The following is a 16,241-nucleotide window of genomic DNA, read 5'->3' as shown; positions in this document are numbered from 1 at the left end:
ACTTTAACATTGTTTCTGGAAAAGTGGAAAAATAATTTGCATCATTTTCCGCCCCTCCCAGACACACCGATCAAACATCATTCCGTCCGACCGAGCCGCCTATCTTAGCGCGTCTTTCTCGACACAGGGAAATTATTTTCAATCTTTCCCTGCCTCGCCCCGCCCCGACCGAGTCACTCCGAAGAGCTGTCCCTGCATCGCTGCGAGGAGGCGAATTCTACGGACTTTCTGGCAAAAGGCAACGGGGTTGATTGACATTTTGATGACATTTTTCAAGTACAAACTCATGACAAACCGTCAGCAATTCGGATATATACTGCCTAGTTGCTGATTTTCCTGACTTTCTGGACGCCACACCTCTTCGAAAACCGCTGAATTGACGCTTGTCCGTCACTCCCGTCACTCCCGTCACTCCCGTCACTCCCGTCACTCCCGTCACTCCCGTCACTCCCGTCACTCCCGTCAACCCCGTCAACCCCGTCAACCCCGTCAACCCCGTCAACCCCGTCAACCCCGTCAACCCCGTCAACCCCGTCAGCCCCGTCAGCCCCGTCAGCCGGAAAAGTTACGAGAAGTACGAAAAGTCCGGCCGCCCCTAACAATGCTGCTGCCGCTTCCGCTGCAACATGACTCCGACGCCTACCTCCCGACGATCAAATCCGCCCCCTCACCCATGGCAAACATCGCGTGCCTGGCTCCCCGTTTGTGACTACCATCAAGGCAAGCTCCCACCACCGCACTCACTCCCATGACAAAAGACGCCTTTCGATTCGCAACCACCTTGTCACTTGTCACCTCCTTGTGGCTTGCTTCTGCCTGCTCGGCCTTGCCGGAAGATATTCGGGCATCGCTGCCGGAATCACTTCGAGGAGATACTCAGGCGCTGACGGACTACCCGATACCGGATCTATCCGGCCGCTGGCAGGATACCGACTACCCCGAGCTGTCGATCACGATGAATCAGAGCGGCAACGAATTCACCATGATCAGGGAGGGTGATTATCGGGGCATTCCCATCAAGGAGACCTACCAGGGCACGTTTCAGGGCCGCTCTGCAAAAATCAGCTACACGGCTTTGGACAAAGGGCAGATTCGCCCCGTTCAGGGCAAGTGCTTTGGTGTTGCCAGCAAGGATTCTGGCAGTCTCGAATTGACCTGCGAAGACTCCAGAAAGGGCATGACGCCTCTCAACCTGAAAAAATTCTGACAGGCTGCCAGCCAGGCTCACCCGCCGGCAGCAAGCTGCCTGACTCGATACGACAAGGCACTGACATGCGGATCCGGCATGTCCAGCGCGGCCAGCGCCTGCTCCAGCTCATACAGATACTCCCGATTGCTGCCGCTGGGACCATGGCGTTCGGCAATCAGCAAGGCCACTTCTTCCAGCGTCTCACCGGCTCGCCAGGATGGATTGGCATCATTGGCAATCCAGGTGAGCCCGGGCACCGTTTGCCCTTCTCCGACATGAAGCGGGGCATACAGGCGTTCATACCCGTCCTGCTCACGATGATCCAGATAGGCCAGAATCTCTTTTCGACCGGGATGCGGGAGCTTGTAGGCCATGCCATGACAATCACTGCCGGCAACCGGCAGCAGCGTGACGACACGCCCCGGTCTCTCGGGTGTTCCTCGATGATCGTGCGAGGCCTGACAGAAACGCCGTTCGTACCCACTCAGTCTGGCTGCCTGGCGAGCTTCATGGGCAAAGGCCGGCCGCCAGATCAGGGAGCCGTAGCCAAAGACCCACAGTTCGGCATCAGGATCTCTGTCACCTCTCATGCGAGCAATGCATCGTCCGGCGCCTGTGCCGGGTCGGAAACGAATGAAAACAAGGGAGCCTGCCTCCTGTCAGAGTCTGGATTGCCATACCGGTTTGCTTGAAGTCGGCACCCGTCATTGCCACCGGAACACACGATGATCACCCGAACAGGATTGCCGGCACAAGCGACGGAGCCACAATCACCTATCCGATAACAGCAGTTGACCCGGTGCCCTCTCCCTCGTAGGCTCTGTCACGGGCATCCGATTGTTACACGATTGAAAATTCATCGGACAACAGCCGAATGCTCGACAGATGCCACCCGGCCTGTTACTACCAGCTTCTGGAGCCATTGCATGTCCATGAAATCCAAACTGAGCACCTGGTTGCTTGCCAGTGCCCTGGCTGTCAGCTCGACACCCTTGCTGGCTGACACCATCAAGGTTGCCGGCATCTATACCCAGCCAATCCAGCAGAAATGGGACGCGCGGCTTCATCAGGCCTTGCAGGCGCTGGAAGATGCTGGCGAAATCGAGTACGACTATTCGGAGAAAGTTGCCAACACGGATTACGTCCGTGTATTGCGCGAATACAGTGAAAGCGGTGTCGACCTGATCGTCGGAGAGGCCTTCGGCATCAGCCGTGAAGCACGCAAGGTAGCGGACGACTACCCTGACACGGCCTATCTGATGGGCGACCCCTTTGAACCGCACGGCAGCAATTTTTCCGTTTTCGACAACTATATCCACGAACCCTGCTACCTGATGGGCATGATTGCCGGCAGCATGACCGAGAGCAACCGCATCGGCATGGTCGGCGGCTATCCGATAGGCGAAGTGAACCGTCTGTTTCATGCCTTCATGGCAGGTGCCAAGTCTGTCAATCCGGAAGTCGAGTTCAAGGTGACTTTCATCGGTAGCTGGTACGACCCACCGAAGGCGAAAGAGGCTGCTTTTGCACAGATCGAAGCAGGCGCCGACATCATGTACGCAGAACGTGCAGGCGTCGTCGATGCGGCACGCGAGAAAGGCATTCTGGCCTTTGGCAATGTCAACGACATGAACAAGGAAGAGAACGGCACGGACGTCGTGGTCACCTCGGCGCTCTGGCACATGGAAAACGCGATCTCCCACGCGGTGGAACGTGTCAAGGCCGGTTCATTCTCGGCCGAAAATTACAAGGAGTGGACCATGATGGCGAAAGGGGGAGCATCCCTGGCGCCCTACCATGAGTTCGAAGATCGCATTGATCCCGACATCAAGAGCAGAGTCGAGCAGACCAGCGCCGAGATACTGGCAGGAGATCTGACAATCGACATCAATGACGAGGAGCCCAAGTCCACCTACTAGGACGCAAGCGACAGACAGCTCCGTGGAAAGCACACAGTCTCCGCAAACTGACGGACAGTCGACGATGGAACCGCCCGCTGCAAGGCCGACAATGGCCACTACAGACCGGGGCGGTGCCAACGCCGCCATCCTGTCCATCAGGGGCATCACCAAGCACTTCGGCTCACTGGCGGCAAATCAGGACATCAGCCTGTCCTTGCACACCGGTGAGATCGTTGCACTACTCGGTGAGAACGGTGCCGGCAAGACCACACTGATGAATATCCTGTTCGGCCACTACCGGGCAGACAGCGGCAGCATCGAGGCATTCGGGGAACCGCTGGAGCAGCACTCTCCGGAGGATGCGCTGCAACGAGGCATCGGCATGGTTCACCAGCACTTCACGCTGGCCGACAACCTGACTGTTCTCGACAACATCATGCTGGGAACGGAGTCGCTGTGGCAGCCCTTCAGCCGGCGTCACGCCGCTCGCAACCGTCTGCATCAGATCATGGTCGATGCTGGACTGACGGTGAACATCGACAGCCCGGTCAGAGACCTGAGTGTGGGAGAACGTCAACGGGTGGAGATACTCAAGGCCTTGTACCGCAATGTCCGAATCCTGATTCTGGACGAGCCCACGGCCGTGCTGACACCTCAGGAAGTCGATGATCTGTTCGTGTTGTTGCGCAGCATGGCGTCCCGTGGCCTTGCGATCATCATCATTTCACACAAGCTGCATGAAGTTCTGGCCATCAGTGATCGAGTCGTCGTGCTGCGTGGCGGCGAGGTGGTCGGCACCGCGGACACGGCCACCGTCAACCGCAACCAACTGGCGGAGATGATAGTCGGTCGGGCTGTCGAACGCCCCAGCGTGGAAGCCAGGGCTGCTGGTGAAGAATTACTGGCCCTGAAGGCCGTAACCGTCAGGGACCGAACGACCCGAAGAAACAGTCTGAGCAACATCGATCTGCAGGTGAGGGCTCATGAAATCGTCGGAGTTGCCGGTGTATCCGGCAATGGGCAGGCAACACTGGCCAGTGTCCTGTCAGGCCTCTGCCCACCTGACGAAGGTGATTTCGTGCTGCTGGGCGACGTCCTGAATCGCCCGTCACCGCGCATGCTGACCAGCAAGGGCCTGGCCCGCATACCCGAAGACAGACATTCCCAGGGGGTCATCAGCGAGATGAGCCTGTGGGAGAATCTGCTGCTGGACGAACTCGGCCAGCAACCGGTCTGGCGCATGGGTCTGCTGCTGGACAGAAGCACAGCTCGCCAACAGGCCTGCCAGCTGATCGATGAGTACGATGTGCGCTGTCACAATGAGGAGCAACCCGTCGGACTGCTGTCCGGTGGCAACATGCAGAAACTGATTCTGGCGCGCAATCTGGCTCGCGATCCCGATGTCATTCTGGCCAATCAACCTACCCGCGGCCTTGATGAAGGCGCCATTTCCGCCGTTCATTCCCTGCTCATTGATGCCCGGAATCGGGGAGCAGGCATACTGCTGATCACCGAGGACCTGGACGAACTGCTACGGCTCTCCGACAGAGTCGTTGTCATGCACGACGGACACATGAGCGAGTCGTTACCGGGTAGCGGGCTCACACCCCGCGAATTGGGCCTGCGCATGTCGGGCGCCTTTGACAACAATCCCACATGACAGTAAACAGCAACTGATGCGCCTGGAACTTCGCGAGTCCGTACCGTGGTGGTTGTCGCTCTCCGCCCCTATCATGGCCATAGCCCTTTCCTTGCTGATGGCCTCCCTGCTCATCGTCTGGGCGGGTGAGTCGATCCTGGCGGCCTTTCACATGATGGCAGTTGGTGCCTTCGGCTCCACCTTCGCGTTGACGGAAACGCTTTCCAGAGCCATCCCCCTGACCTTCACCGGGCTGGCAGCGGCAATTGCCTTCCGGGCGCGTTTCTACAATATCGGTGCGGAAGGACAGCTGTATTGTGGCGCACTGGCAGCCACGCTGGTGGGCACCGGTCTGCTGGAGCTGAACAGCTTCTGGATGATTCCGCTGTTGTTTCTCGTCGGAGCCCTGGCCGGTGGCCTTGCCCTGCTGCTGCCGTGGTATCTGAAGACTCGTTTGAGCGTGGACGAAGTGGTCACGACTCTCTTGCTGAACTTCGTGATCCTGCTACTGGTGAGCTATACCCTGGAAGGTCCTCTGCGCGACCCCATGTCCATGGGCTGGCCGCAGGCGGCTCCCATCATCGATTCCGGCGTACTACCCGCGCTGGTGCCGCGTACCCGTCTGCATGCCGGTCTGTACGTGGCATTGGCAGCCGCCATGGTGCTCTGGCTGCTGCTGCGATTCAGTGTCTTCGGTTTCAGCGTCAAGGCATTGGGACTCAACAGCAGCGCCGCTCGGCATGCCGGTATTCCAGCCGCTCGAACACTGTTCTGGGTAGCGATGCTCAGCGGGGCACTGGCAGGCGCTGCCGGCGTCAGTGAAGTTGCGGGGCTGAAGGGCTACCTGACCCTGGATCTGTCACCGGGGTTCGGCTATACCGGCATTGCCGTGGCCATGCTTGCCAATCTGCACCCCCTGGGTGTGGTTCTGTCAGCGACCTTCCTGGCCGGTATTTCGGTGGGTGCCGATTCCATGGGACGTGCACTGGGTGTCCCCAGCTATATCGCTGACATCATGGTCGCCTGCGCAGTTCTGAGCGTGCTGATCGGCCTGATGTTGTCCCGCTACCGGATTCGCCGCTGATGGACATTCTGGACATACTGCTCGGTGCCAGCTTCTGGGCCGCCACCATCCGCATCGCCTGTCCGCTGATCTTTGCCACCCTCGGCGAACTGATCTGCGAACGTGCCGGCGTGCTGAACCTGGGAATCGAAGGCATCATGACGGCCGGCGCCATGTCCGGCTGGTTATGGGTCTACAACGGCGGGGATCTTGTCAGCGCCGTGTTCTTCGCCGCTGCGGTCGGAGCCATGCTGGGCCTGTTGCACGCCAGCTTCACGGTCTCGCTTGGCCTTTCCCAGCATGTGACCGGAATCGGAATCACCCTGCTGGCATCCTCCCTGAGCTATTTCATCATCAAGATGCTGCTGCCGGAAAGCACATCCCCACCGAAAGTCACTCCCTTTCAGAACATGGACATTCCGGCCCTCTCATCCCTGCCGTTTCTGGGGGAGGCTCTGTTCTCGCACACGCCCTTGACCTATGCCGCATTTATCATCGTGCCTCTAGCCATGTACGTGCTGTATCGCACACCCTGGGGCCTTGCAGTGCGTATAGCCGGCGAGAATCCGGTGGCTCTGGAAGCCCAGGGAATCGATGTGATCAGAGTTCGTACACTGGCGGTCATGCTGGGCAGCGCCCTGATGGCCGTCGGTGGCGCGTCACTGACCATCAGTGCGTTCGATGCCTTCTATTTCGGCATGATCAATGGCCGTGGCTGGATCTGCGTGGCGCTGGTCATCTTTGCTTCCTGGCGACCCGGCAAGGCCCTGCTGGGAGCTCTGCTGTTCGCTGGACTGGATGCCTTTCAGGTCAGGATGCAGCAACAGGCAGGTGCATACATTCCCTACCAGTTCTTCCTGATGCTGCCCTATGTGTTAAGTATTGTAGCCATGATCATCGTGGCACGCCGGGCCGAGTATCCCAAGGCCCTGTTGAAGCCCTATCGTCGCGGCGAACGATTATAGTCTGGCATCTCCTTGACAGACGCTTCCACAAGATTCCATGATCCAGGCCATCAGAGACTCCTCACCCGGTGTGCTGCTAACCCGCCTGCTGATTTCAGCGGCCGTCGTCCTTGCAAGCTACAACCCCAGCGGGACCTCTGTGTTCCACTGGGTCAGCAACAATGAAAACCCAACCGATGCCTGGGTCATGCTCGGCGCCATTGTCGTCATACTCATCAATCTGGCCCTGCTGATCGCCGCCTGGAAGGCTCTGGGCAAGCTGGGCACCTTCATCGTTCTGGTGCTCTTTGCAGCTCTGGTCTATCTGTCGCTGCAGGAAGGCTGGGTATCCTCCGGCAATCGACAGTCCCTCGAATGGCTGGCACTCATTCTGTACAGCGCATTTCTGGGCATCGGCTTGTCGGGAGCCATCATCTGGCGACGTGCCACCGGCCAGATAGTGACCGATGAAGCCGGAGACATCGATAGCTGATGTATTCCAGCCTATTCCGATCGTCGCTGTCGGCGCGACGTACTCGGCCGAGTGGCTTCCCGATACAGGCGATAGAGTTGCTGCGCGGCGTACAGGGTCAGAATGACGGAGAACATCAGGACCGGATAAGCCAGCAGGGACAGGATGTTTTCCAGACTGTTGGCTACACGGTGCAATCCGAGATTCTGCGCCACTTCCTCGCCATGAGACGTGTACAACATGGCCCACAGACAGCCGCTGGTACCGATCAACCCGATGATGAACAGACTGGTGTGAAAAACGAATCGGGATCGCGCCGAAGACCCCTTGACCGAACGCTCTCCGGACCGACGTGACAGAAGCGGTTCGAATTCCTCAGCCTGTCTCGACACCGGCTTGTCATTCGTTCTGGCCAGTTGCTTGCGCGGGTCCATCATTCAAAGAGCCTCGTCCGTTCCGGTATTTCGTCAGTAATCCTGGCAAGTTATTGGCCGATACCCTGCAATGACCCCACATTCTGAACATACCGGACCATCGGAGGTCTCAACGGCCAGATAGCGTAGCGCTCTCGGATCAGCCACAACAATACAGCCAACCTATCACACGCCTGATGGCGAATTTGCGGACAGTGGACGTTCATCGGAACTCACAGGTAACGAATTGAAAAAATTGTGAATTGGTTCTCTCTAGTCGTGCCAATTGGTTAATCTGGCGTTAAGGCTCATGACGTATTCTGCGGCGTTTGGCCCACGCAGGATTTACGACCCCATCATTCCCGCTTCCCTGACGCATCTCGGAGATCCGCATGCATCACATTTCCAATAACGCTGAACCGTCTGCCGCCGTGTCAGACGCCCCCTCCTCCAGCAAGCAGCAGCTTCCCCGACGCTCGCGGCGCGCACCTATCCGCGGTGGCCTCGTGTCAGTCATGATGCTGGCGGGCATATTGAGCGGTTGCGTGGCGACGACGCGATCACTGGACCCGCAAACCGAGAAGCACTATGACGCCAGTTACGATTTCTCCGACAAGAAGCAGATCGTTGATACATTGACCGGCAGCCTGCTCGCATCGCCTGCCATAGTGACCGAGTCCGCCAAGCCCATCATCGTGATCTATGGCGTCGACAATGAGACCTCGGAACACATCAGCACCAGCGGCATAACCGATGACATTCGTCTGGCGCTGATCAAATCGGGTGAGTATCGCTTCATCAACCGCAAGCAACGCGGCAATCTGCTGGACGAAGCCAACTATCAATATGCCGGCTTCGTGCCTCCTGAACAACGTGTTGCCGAAGGTCGGCAACTGGGTGCGGACTACATACTGTCAGGCACCTTGCGTTCCATCGAGAAGAAGCAGGCCAGACAATGGCGCCTGAACAAGCGGGAACTCATCTACTACTCGATGAACCTGGAACTGACCGATCTGGAGACCGGCGAGATTGCCTGGGCAGACAATGTGGAAATTGCCCGCGAGTCTTCTCGTCCCGTTATCGGCTGGTAGCCGGTTGTCGCCGCTGATGCACCTGCCCATTGCGCGTGCCGGGGATTGCTGAGTTGCCTGGTTACCGATTATCGACGCTGATGATGCGTACGGCACTCTTGTGTCTGATGGTGCTGTTGCAGGCTTGTGCAACCTCCGGCGCGCTGAACGTGGCAAGGGATCAGTTCCGTCATGGCAGCGCCCGGGAAGCTCTGCAGACCCTGTCCGAAGCGGATGTGTCACGTCGGGACAGGTTGCTTCTGTACCTGGACAGAGGCCTGGTTGCACAGGCTGCAGGTGAGTTCGAGACCAGCATCGCGGCCTTCGACAGCGCATTGCGCCTGGTGGATGAACTCGACTATGTCAGTTTGCGAGACCAGTCATCGGCGCTGTTGACCAGTGACTGGGCAACCCGCTACAGCGGCGAGTACAGCGAACGCCTCTGGATTCACACGTTCCAGATGCTCAACTTCCTGCTGATCGACGAACCGCAGGGAGCCGCCGTCGAGGCTCGTCGTGCGGCGGCGGTTTACGAAGAGCACGGTGAGGTTCTCAAGCAGGATGTCTTCACTCGCGCACTCATGGCACTCAGTTTTGCCGCAGCGGGACAGAATGACAGTGCCGGTGTCGAGTATCGCCGCCTGGAAGAAGATTTCGGCACGTCATTGCAGCAACCCCTGGCGCGAGATCAGAGCGAACTGGTGTTGTTCGTGGCCTCAGGATTCATCGAGCCAAAACTCCCCGGCGACCTGTTCATCGACATCAATGCCCGCATCTCCTTTCCGTACTATCCCGAGTCCTACAGCTCACCCCCGGTGATCCGGATCCTCGATGAAAGTGAGTCCCTGCCGATCATCCGCAGCGATACGCAGCTGTTACGCATATCCAGCGATTCCCTCGCCGAACGTGGCAAGCGGATCGCCGCCAGACAGGCGCTGCGAATTGCCGCAAAATACAGCGTGTCCGATGCCATTGCAGAACAGGATGCGTTGGCAGGCAACATAGCCAGGCTGATTTTTCTGGCTATCGAACAGGCAGATACCCGCAGCTGGGAAACCCTGCCAGCCTGGTTGACCCTGGTAAGGACGCAACTGCCGCCCGGCTCGCATACGTTGCAGCTGCAGGTCAGCGGCGACGAGCTGACGCCGGGGCGCGTCACTCAACGTCGCACACTGGAATTGGAGCTGTCCCCCGGGGAACGCCATTTCAAACTGATCAGGCTGGGGATCAACGTCGATTGAAGGCACGCTGGCCTCCGAACTCGAACGCTACCGCTAGAGGTGGGTCTCGAACCTCCCCGGCAGGGAGAGCTCCAGCAGGCTCAAGTCTGCCGAGATATCACCCAGGGAGTACTCCTCTCCCGGTGGCAAGGTGAAGGCATCACCGGCCACCAGCAATTGCCGATTGACGCGCACGCTGCCAGCGACCACATAGGAGAACAGAACCTGCGCACCATGCGAGGTGCGATAGGCTGGCGAGGCACCGCTCGACTTGAGCATTCTGGCACCGGCAATCCCTGCCGTGGCTTCAGCCACACCGGTTTCCGACGCTGCCAGGCCCGGCAGGCGGTGTGGCTGCCAGCGTGCGTCCTTGTGAACGTAATGGCAGAAACGCTGCCCGTGAAACAGTCGATGACTGTCGACCCGACCATTTGGCAACTGCATGTCATTGTCTATCGCCGTGACATGTTCGGCCGGCGTACCTACCTCGATGACTTCCAGCCCGTTGGACGTTTCCATCACACGGTGCCGGATATGCGGAGGCTGAGTGACACAGTCACCGGCCTGCAGAGTGATCGGCGGTCCCTGATCTTCGTACACCAGCTGTATCCAGCCCTGCACACAGAACAACAGCTGGAATTCGGTAGTGTGATAGTGAACCCGGTCGCGAACCGGCCCTCCGTTCGGAATACGGATATGGGACACCATGATGCCTCCACCGAGGCGACTGGGTATCAGGTCGCGGGTATGCGTGCCAGCCCGGCCGGTCACCCACGGCGTACCGCGCAGCGTGCAGATCTCCACCCGGTGATTGGCGAAGCTCTGCACATGAGGCTCGGCCGTACGCTCCCAGCGCAGCTCCGTGCCACTGGGAGACTGCAGCGGCTGACGCAGCGCTTCTTCCGTCTTGATGATCAGCAATCCCGGCGCCCCTTGATGACGAGTATCGAGAAGCAACGACAGGCCGCGCCCCGAGAGCTCTGCCGAATGAGGTTTCTCCGAGGGATACAGTCGATCGAGCTGCAGGTTCAACTCGCGCGAATAGAACGCGATATCCGCCTGCAGATCCCTGCAGGGCAGAACGCTGAAAACCTGATCTTCTTGCTTTATTGCCATCGGAATAGAGTTTGTACCGTGAGCGCCGTTCAACAGTCCGTGTTCATCGATCCATGGCAGACACCCATCCGGAACTGCCTTGCCCAACAAGAATACACGGCCACGCGCCTGCCGCACCACCATTGGCGAAGCCGCCCTGCCGTCAGGGCGATCGAATGGCCCTGCAGACTGACACACCAGGCCGGGCATGCCTGTCGAAGGTCCAGGGTCGGTGTTACACGGTTGCAAACCGGGACCGGCAACCCATCTTCGCACTCACGCTATACTGCGTTCCATGCCGACGAACAACAATACCGTGACCGAAGAGCCCAGCCCGAAGACTCAGCCGCAACAGCGGCCGTTTACAGACCTGATCATCAGCATCGTCATCCCGTCGATCATCCTGATGAAATTCAGTGACGAGGCCAGACTCGGTGCCACCAATGCACTCATTCTGGCGCTGGCATTCCCCATCGGCTACGGCCTGTATGAATGGATTGCCAACGGCAAACGCAATGTCATGGCGGCGCTGGGTGTGGTCAGCGTGATCCTGACCGGAGGCATCGGCCTGCTCAAGATCGACGCCCAGTGGCTCGCCATCAAGGAAGCTGCCATCCCGCTGAGTATCGGTATCGGTGTACTGGTAGCCAACAAGCTGGGATTCCCGCTGGTCAGAAAACTGCTGTTCAACCCGACCATCATGAATGTCGACCGCATCCATCATGAGCTGGAAAAGAAGAACACGCGTGCCGAATTCGAATCCCGTCTGGACAGAGCCAACACGCTGTTGGCCGGCACTTTCCTGTTCAGCGCAGTGATGAATTACTTTCTGGCCAAGATCATCGTGACCAGCGAAAGTGGCTCGTCGGCCTTCAATGAAGAACTGGGGCGCATGACGCTGCTAAGCTACCCCGTGATCGCGATTCCTTCCATGTTGATGATGATGGGCATCTTCTGGTTCATCTGGCGAACGGTCAATCGCCTGACCGGCCTGACACTGGAAGAGATCATGGTGACCGACAAGAGCAACTGAGCACAATGCTCTTGCCCCTTCGTCAGACCAGAGTAATCAGGCCTGTCCTGACAGGTTTCGCTGACTCACTGAGTACCTGACGCCTCTCATGGGACCGGCCAGGCCGAAATCGGCCTGACCAGGTCCGCCGTCAGCAGACTCCCTAAGCGATCCGGGAGTCCGACCGGCTTCAGCCCTTGCCGGAAGGCAGCGTCAACGCCAGGAACATCGGAGAGCGTTCCCGCTGAACCAGTACCGGAATGGCTTCATTCGCAGGCGCATCGCTGGACAGTTCCTCCAACTCTGCCACGCTATCGATCTGCTCTCGATTCAGAGAGAGAATCACGTCGCCTTCACGGATACCTGCCTTGGCCGCCACGCCCTCTGGATCGACTCTTGCCACCAGCACGCCATGATCGAGCCCCATCTGCTCGGCCACATCATCCGGCAAGGCTGACACTTCGACACCCAGCCGTGACTCCCCGACCGGGTTGCTGGCAACAGCGGCACGCTCTGGCTGTCCTTCATCCAGAGCCTCGATGGTGACCTCCACTGTCTTCTTGCGGCCATCTCGCAGCACCAGCATGTCAACGGTTTCTCCGGGAATGACAGCACCGACCAGTGGCGGCAAGGCACTGGAATAGCCAACCTCGCGACCATTGAATTCGAGAATGATGTCGCCACTGAGCAGGCCGGCCTTGTCCGCGGGACTGTTGCTGGTGACCTGCGCAACCAGAGCGCCTTCCGGCTTGTCCAGGCCGAAGGATTCTGCCAGCGACTGATCGACATTCTGAATGGCGACTCCCAGCCAGCCGCGAGTCGCGTAACCGTGATCCTTCAGCTGTTCGGCAATGGACATGGCCACGTTGATGGGGATTGCGAATGACAAGCCCTGATAGCCGCCGGAGCGAGAGTAGATCTGGGAATTGACACCCACGACCTCACCGTCCGTATTGAACAGAGGCCCTCCGGAGTTACCGGGATTGACAGCGACATCGGTCTGAATGAACGGCACGTAGGTATCATCCGGCAGACTTCTGGACAGCGCCGAAACGATGCCCTGAGTGGCGGTATGTTCGAAACCGAACGGCGAGCCGATAGCCAGCACCCATTCGCCGACTCGAAGTTGCTCCGAATCGCCGATGGTCACCTGGGGCAAGCCTTCGGCATCGAGTTTGAGCAAGGCGATGTCACTGGCCGGGTCACTGCCTACCAGCGTTGCGTCAAATTCCCGGCGATCATTCATCCCGACGGTAATCTGTGTGGCATTGTCCACCACATGGGCGTTGGTGATGATGTAACCGTCGTCCGAGATGATGAAGCCGCTGCCGGCTCCCGCCCTTTGCCTCGGTTCAGGTGCCTGTTCCTGCGGAAACTGATCGAAGAAACGGCGAAACTGCTCGGGAATCTGATCGGGGCCAAACCCGGGAAACCCGCCACCCATGGTGCTCTCGACGTTGGTCAGCACCGAAATCTTGACGACTGCGTCCGCTTCCTGCTCGACAAGCGCACTGAAATCAGGCAGCGTAGAGGCGAACGATGGCGTTATAGCAATAATGGGTACCAATGCCAACCAGAGAAGCATTTTTCGATATATTCTGGTCACATTGACCAAGCCTGACTTGACGAAAGCCCTTGAGGAGCGCGCAATTGCACCATCTTCAAGCGTCATCTGACAGGCAGGTTCGAGCGTTTTCAACATGATTTTGAACTCCGTGTATTTTCACGTAACTGACGTAAACAGAAAGTGGTTGCCGGTTGACCAGCTTCTGGCGACAGGCGTTTCATTACCAGCCTGTCAGGCGCGACAGTGTTGTTCGAACAGGATTTTGCTTCACCAAAATATGGGGGCTACATGCGAATTTTACTAGTCGAGGACGACACCGAAGCGGCGGCGTACCTTGTCAAAGGGCTGACTGAAAGCGGCCATTCCGTCGAGCATGCTGCCGACGGAGAAGAAGGTCTGGAGATGGCCATTGCCAATGCCTATGACTCCATGATCATTGATCGCATGCTGCCCAAGCGTGACGGTCTGTCAGTGATCGAAGAACTACGCCGCATGGGCAATATGGCACCGGTTCTGATACTCAGTGCTCTGGATGACGTTGACGAGCGGGTAACCGGCCTGAAGGCCGGCGGCGATGACTATCTCACCAAGCCCTATCAGCTCAGTGAGCTGACCGCACGACTGCAGGCTCTGACGCGTCGTGCGCAATCCGGCGTACAGGGCACGGTTCTGCATGTCGGCGACCTGACTCTGGATCTGATCAAGCACAAGGTCACACGCTCCGGACGCAACATCAACCTGCAACCGCGCGAGTTCCGTCTGCTGGAGTATCTCATGCAGCATACCGGGCAGGTCGTTACTCGCAGCATGCTGCTGGAAAACGTGTGGGACTACCACTTCGATCCACAAACCAATGTCATCGATGTGCAGATAAGCCGACTGCGCAGCAAGATCGACAAGGACTTCGACTCTCCACTCCTGCATACCGTGAGAGGAGCCGGCTACAAGCTGCAGGAAGTGTCATCTCCCGCCGAAACCAACTGACACCAGCGACGTCGGGGGCAACTGTCCATAGCCTGCCCCCGAGACACTCTCTGGCGCGGAGGAACTGATCCTCCGCGTCTCTACCGGATACCATGTTGCAGCAGAAACTCGCCGATACCTCGGACTCGCGTCCTGCTCTCCCGGAACAGGCCGCGAAGGACAGGCAGCGCCAACGGTATCCGGGCTGGTTCCGTCGACTCGACCGGCGCCGACTGTTTCGCACCTCCGCCTTTCGCCTGGCTCTGATCTATGCCACGCTGTTCAGCGCCCTGTCAGCCGCCACGCTGGGCTTCATCTACTGGTCGACCCGTGACCAGATCGAATCGCAGGTCGATGCACGACTTCGACTGGAAACCGATTACCTGATCAACCTGTACAAATCGGGCGCCTTGCCGGAGCTGCTGGAAGCGATACAGCGACGCAACCAGATCGACACCTACGGTCGGTTCTATTATCTGGCGAACAACGAATCAGCCGAGAAGGCCAAGGACAGACCGGCTGACGCACTGCCGCTGAAACTCAAGTCCGTACGCACGCATACCACGCGAAACATGGGCGATGTCGCCGACCTGCCGCCAGGCAGCCCCCGGGCCTTCAACCCGGTTCGGGTGGCGGAAACGCAGTTGTCGGATGGCCTGAAACTGACCATTGGTCACGAAATCAGCGATGAGCAGGCCCTGCTCGACCATACGTTTGCATTGGTGGTCGGGGCCACCGGCATGACGCTGCTGTTCTCCCTGTTCGGCGGACTGTGGATCGGCACCAGTGTGCTCAGACGCATCGACTCCGTCAGCCGTACCGCCTCGGAAATCATGAGTGGCGATCTTTCCCAGCGGCTACGTGTCACAGCACGCGACGACGAGTTCGACGAGATTTCGACCAAGCTCAACCAGATGCTGAACCGCATCGAAGACCTGATGAAAAGCATGCAGCAGGTAACCAATAACGTGGCGCATGACCTGCGCAGTCCGTTGACCCGACTGCGCAATCGTCTGGAGGTCACTTTGCTGGAGGAGCGCGACCCCGAAGTCTATCGATCGGTCATGGATGAGGCCATCGGCGATGCTGACAGCCTGATCCATACCTTCAACGCCATGCTCAGCATTGCACGACTGGAAGCCGGTATCGATTCCTCACAGTGGACCGCGACGCGCATCGGCGATCTGGCCGGCGAGCTGGCCGAGTTGTATGAAGCCGTGGCCGAGGAACATGGCAAATTGACCTTCTATACCGACATCAAGAGCAACCCGGTATTTCACTGCAATCGCCATCTGATCGGCCAGGCTCTGACCAATCTGCTGGACAATGCCATCAAGTACACACCGCATGACGGGGTCGTCTGTCTGTCGGTCAGTGGTACCAGTGAAGCCTTCAGCATCTCGGTGTCCGACAATGGCCAGGGCATCCCGGAAGCCGAGCGTGAGCGTGTGTTCGAACGCTTCGTCAGGTTGGAGAACGAACGCAATTCACCGGGCAATGGTCTCGGACTGAGCCTGGTTCAGGCTGTTGTGCGGCTGCATTCAGCCCGACTGACCATGGAAGACAACAACACCGGTGATCCGGCCAACCCGGGCCTGAAGATCACACTTCACTTCACCGGCAAGAAGCCGGCTGACAAACGCTCCAGAGCGAGCAATGCCCTGACAGCCTGAAGGCCGAGCTCAGCCTGCGG

16 protein-coding genes are annotated in these 16,241 nt (G+C 58.5%); 12 read left to right on the top strand and 4 right to left on the bottom strand.

Features of this window, described 5'->3' with window-relative positions:
- Window positions 1-383 precede the first annotated feature (383 nt).
- Together ACUNV4_RS25570 and ACUNV4_RS25565 are read left to right on the top strand one after the other, a co-directional pair.
- The gene (locus tag ACUNV4_RS25570) at window positions 384-599 is read left to right on the top strand and encodes a hypothetical protein (RefSeq protein WP_430881487.1); all 216 of its coding nucleotides are present in this window, start codon (window positions 384-386) and stop codon (window positions 597-599) included.
- Between the two features lie 149 nt (window positions 600-748).
- Window positions 749-1,207 (top strand): hypothetical protein, encoded by a 459-nt coding sequence (locus ACUNV4_RS25565; RefSeq protein ID WP_430881486.1) that lies wholly within the window; start codon window positions 749-751, stop codon window positions 1,205-1,207.
- Window positions 1,208-1,224: 17 nt separating this feature from the next.
- On the opposite strand, the gene ACUNV4_RS25560 is transcribed toward ACUNV4_RS25565, so the two are convergent.
- Window positions 1,225-1,779, bottom strand: a complete 555-nt coding sequence (locus tag ACUNV4_RS25560) for a gamma-glutamylcyclotransferase (RefSeq protein WP_430881485.1) — start codon at window positions 1,777-1,779, stop codon at window positions 1,225-1,227.
- Between the two features lie 336 nt (window positions 1,780-2,115).
- Here ACUNV4_RS25560 and ACUNV4_RS25555 point away from each other — a divergent pair, with 336 nt between their 5' ends.
- From ACUNV4_RS25555 to ACUNV4_RS25535, 5 genes are all read left to right on the top strand, one after another.
- Window positions 2,116-3,108, top strand: a complete 993-nt coding sequence (locus ACUNV4_RS25555; protein ID WP_430881484.1) for a BMP family protein — start codon at window positions 2,116-2,118, stop codon at window positions 3,106-3,108.
- Window positions 3,109-3,199: 91 nt separating this feature from the next.
- A complete protein-coding gene (locus ACUNV4_RS25550) occupies window positions 3,200-4,750 on the top strand; it encodes an ABC transporter ATP-binding protein (RefSeq protein WP_430881483.1) in 1,551 nt (516 codons plus the stop codon).
- Window positions 4,751-4,766: 16 nt separating this feature from the next.
- A complete protein-coding gene (locus ACUNV4_RS25545) occupies window positions 4,767-5,813 on the top strand; it encodes an ABC transporter permease (protein WP_430881482.1) in 1,047 nt (348 codons plus the stop codon).
- A complete protein-coding gene (locus ACUNV4_RS25540; RefSeq protein ID WP_430881481.1) occupies window positions 5,813-6,757 on the top strand; it encodes an ABC transporter permease in 945 nt (314 codons plus the stop codon). The genes ACUNV4_RS25545 and ACUNV4_RS25540 overlap by 1 nt, the downstream gene beginning before the upstream one ends.
- Before the next feature lie 37 nt (window positions 6,758-6,794).
- Window positions 6,795-7,229, top strand: coding sequence for a DUF6524 family protein (locus tag ACUNV4_RS25535; RefSeq protein WP_430881480.1), 435 nt, complete (start codon window positions 6,795-6,797; stop codon window positions 7,227-7,229).
- A gap of 11 nt (window positions 7,230-7,240) precedes the next feature.
- Here the strand turns inward: ACUNV4_RS25535 and ACUNV4_RS25530 are convergent, their stop codons facing one another.
- Window positions 7,241-7,645 carry a hypothetical protein gene (locus tag ACUNV4_RS25530; protein ID WP_430881479.1) on the bottom strand — a complete coding sequence of 135 codons (405 nt, stop codon included), beginning with the start codon at window positions 7,643-7,645 and terminating at the stop codon, window positions 7,241-7,243.
- Window positions 7,646-8,013: 368 nt separating this feature from the next.
- Here ACUNV4_RS25530 and lpoB point away from each other — a divergent pair, with 368 nt between their 5' ends.
- Complete coding sequence (gene lpoB, locus ACUNV4_RS25525; RefSeq protein ID WP_430881478.1) at window positions 8,014-8,712, top strand: penicillin-binding protein activator LpoB; 699 nt, start codon at window positions 8,014-8,016, stop codon at window positions 8,710-8,712.
- Window positions 8,713-8,795: 83 nt separating this feature from the next.
- The gene (locus ACUNV4_RS25520) at window positions 8,796-9,932 is read left to right on the top strand and encodes a hypothetical protein (RefSeq protein ID WP_430881477.1); all 1,137 of its coding nucleotides are present in this window, start codon (window positions 8,796-8,798) and stop codon (window positions 9,930-9,932) included.
- A 33-nt stretch (window positions 9,933-9,965) separates the two neighbouring features.
- Here ACUNV4_RS25520 and ACUNV4_RS25515 read toward each other — a convergent pair whose 3' ends face one another.
- Window positions 9,966-11,027, bottom strand: a complete 1,062-nt coding sequence (locus ACUNV4_RS25515; protein ID WP_430881476.1) for a cupin domain-containing protein — start codon at window positions 11,025-11,027, stop codon at window positions 9,966-9,968.
- Between the two features lie 274 nt (window positions 11,028-11,301).
- On the opposite strand from ACUNV4_RS25515, the gene ACUNV4_RS25510 reads away from it, so the two are divergent.
- On the top strand, window positions 11,302-12,039 hold the full coding sequence (locus ACUNV4_RS25510) for a VC0807 family protein (protein ID WP_430881475.1): 738 nt from the start codon (window positions 11,302-11,304) through the stop codon (window positions 12,037-12,039).
- A gap of 169 nt (window positions 12,040-12,208) precedes the next feature.
- Here ACUNV4_RS25510 and ACUNV4_RS25505 read toward each other — a convergent pair whose 3' ends face one another.
- Window positions 12,209-13,603: a DegQ family serine endoprotease gene (locus ACUNV4_RS25505; RefSeq protein WP_430881490.1), complete on the bottom strand. Its 1,395-nt coding sequence runs from the start codon at window positions 13,601-13,603 to the stop codon at window positions 12,209-12,211.
- A 270-nt stretch (window positions 13,604-13,873) separates the two neighbouring features.
- Between ACUNV4_RS25505 and ACUNV4_RS25500 the strand changes: the two genes are divergently transcribed.
- Both ACUNV4_RS25500 and ACUNV4_RS25495 read left to right on the top strand, forming a co-directional pair.
- Window positions 13,874-14,569 (top strand): response regulator transcription factor, encoded by a 696-nt coding sequence (locus tag ACUNV4_RS25500; protein ID WP_430881474.1) that lies wholly within the window; start codon window positions 13,874-13,876, stop codon window positions 14,567-14,569.
- A gap of 95 nt (window positions 14,570-14,664) precedes the next feature.
- Window positions 14,665-16,221, top strand: coding sequence for a sensor histidine kinase (locus ACUNV4_RS25495; protein WP_430881473.1), 1,557 nt, complete (start codon window positions 14,665-14,667; stop codon window positions 16,219-16,221).
- The last annotated feature ends 20 nt before the right edge of the window (window positions 16,222-16,241 follow it).

Source organism: Granulosicoccus sp. 3-233, from assembly GCF_052681095.1.
This window is presented reverse-complemented; position numbering and strand designations above follow the sequence as displayed.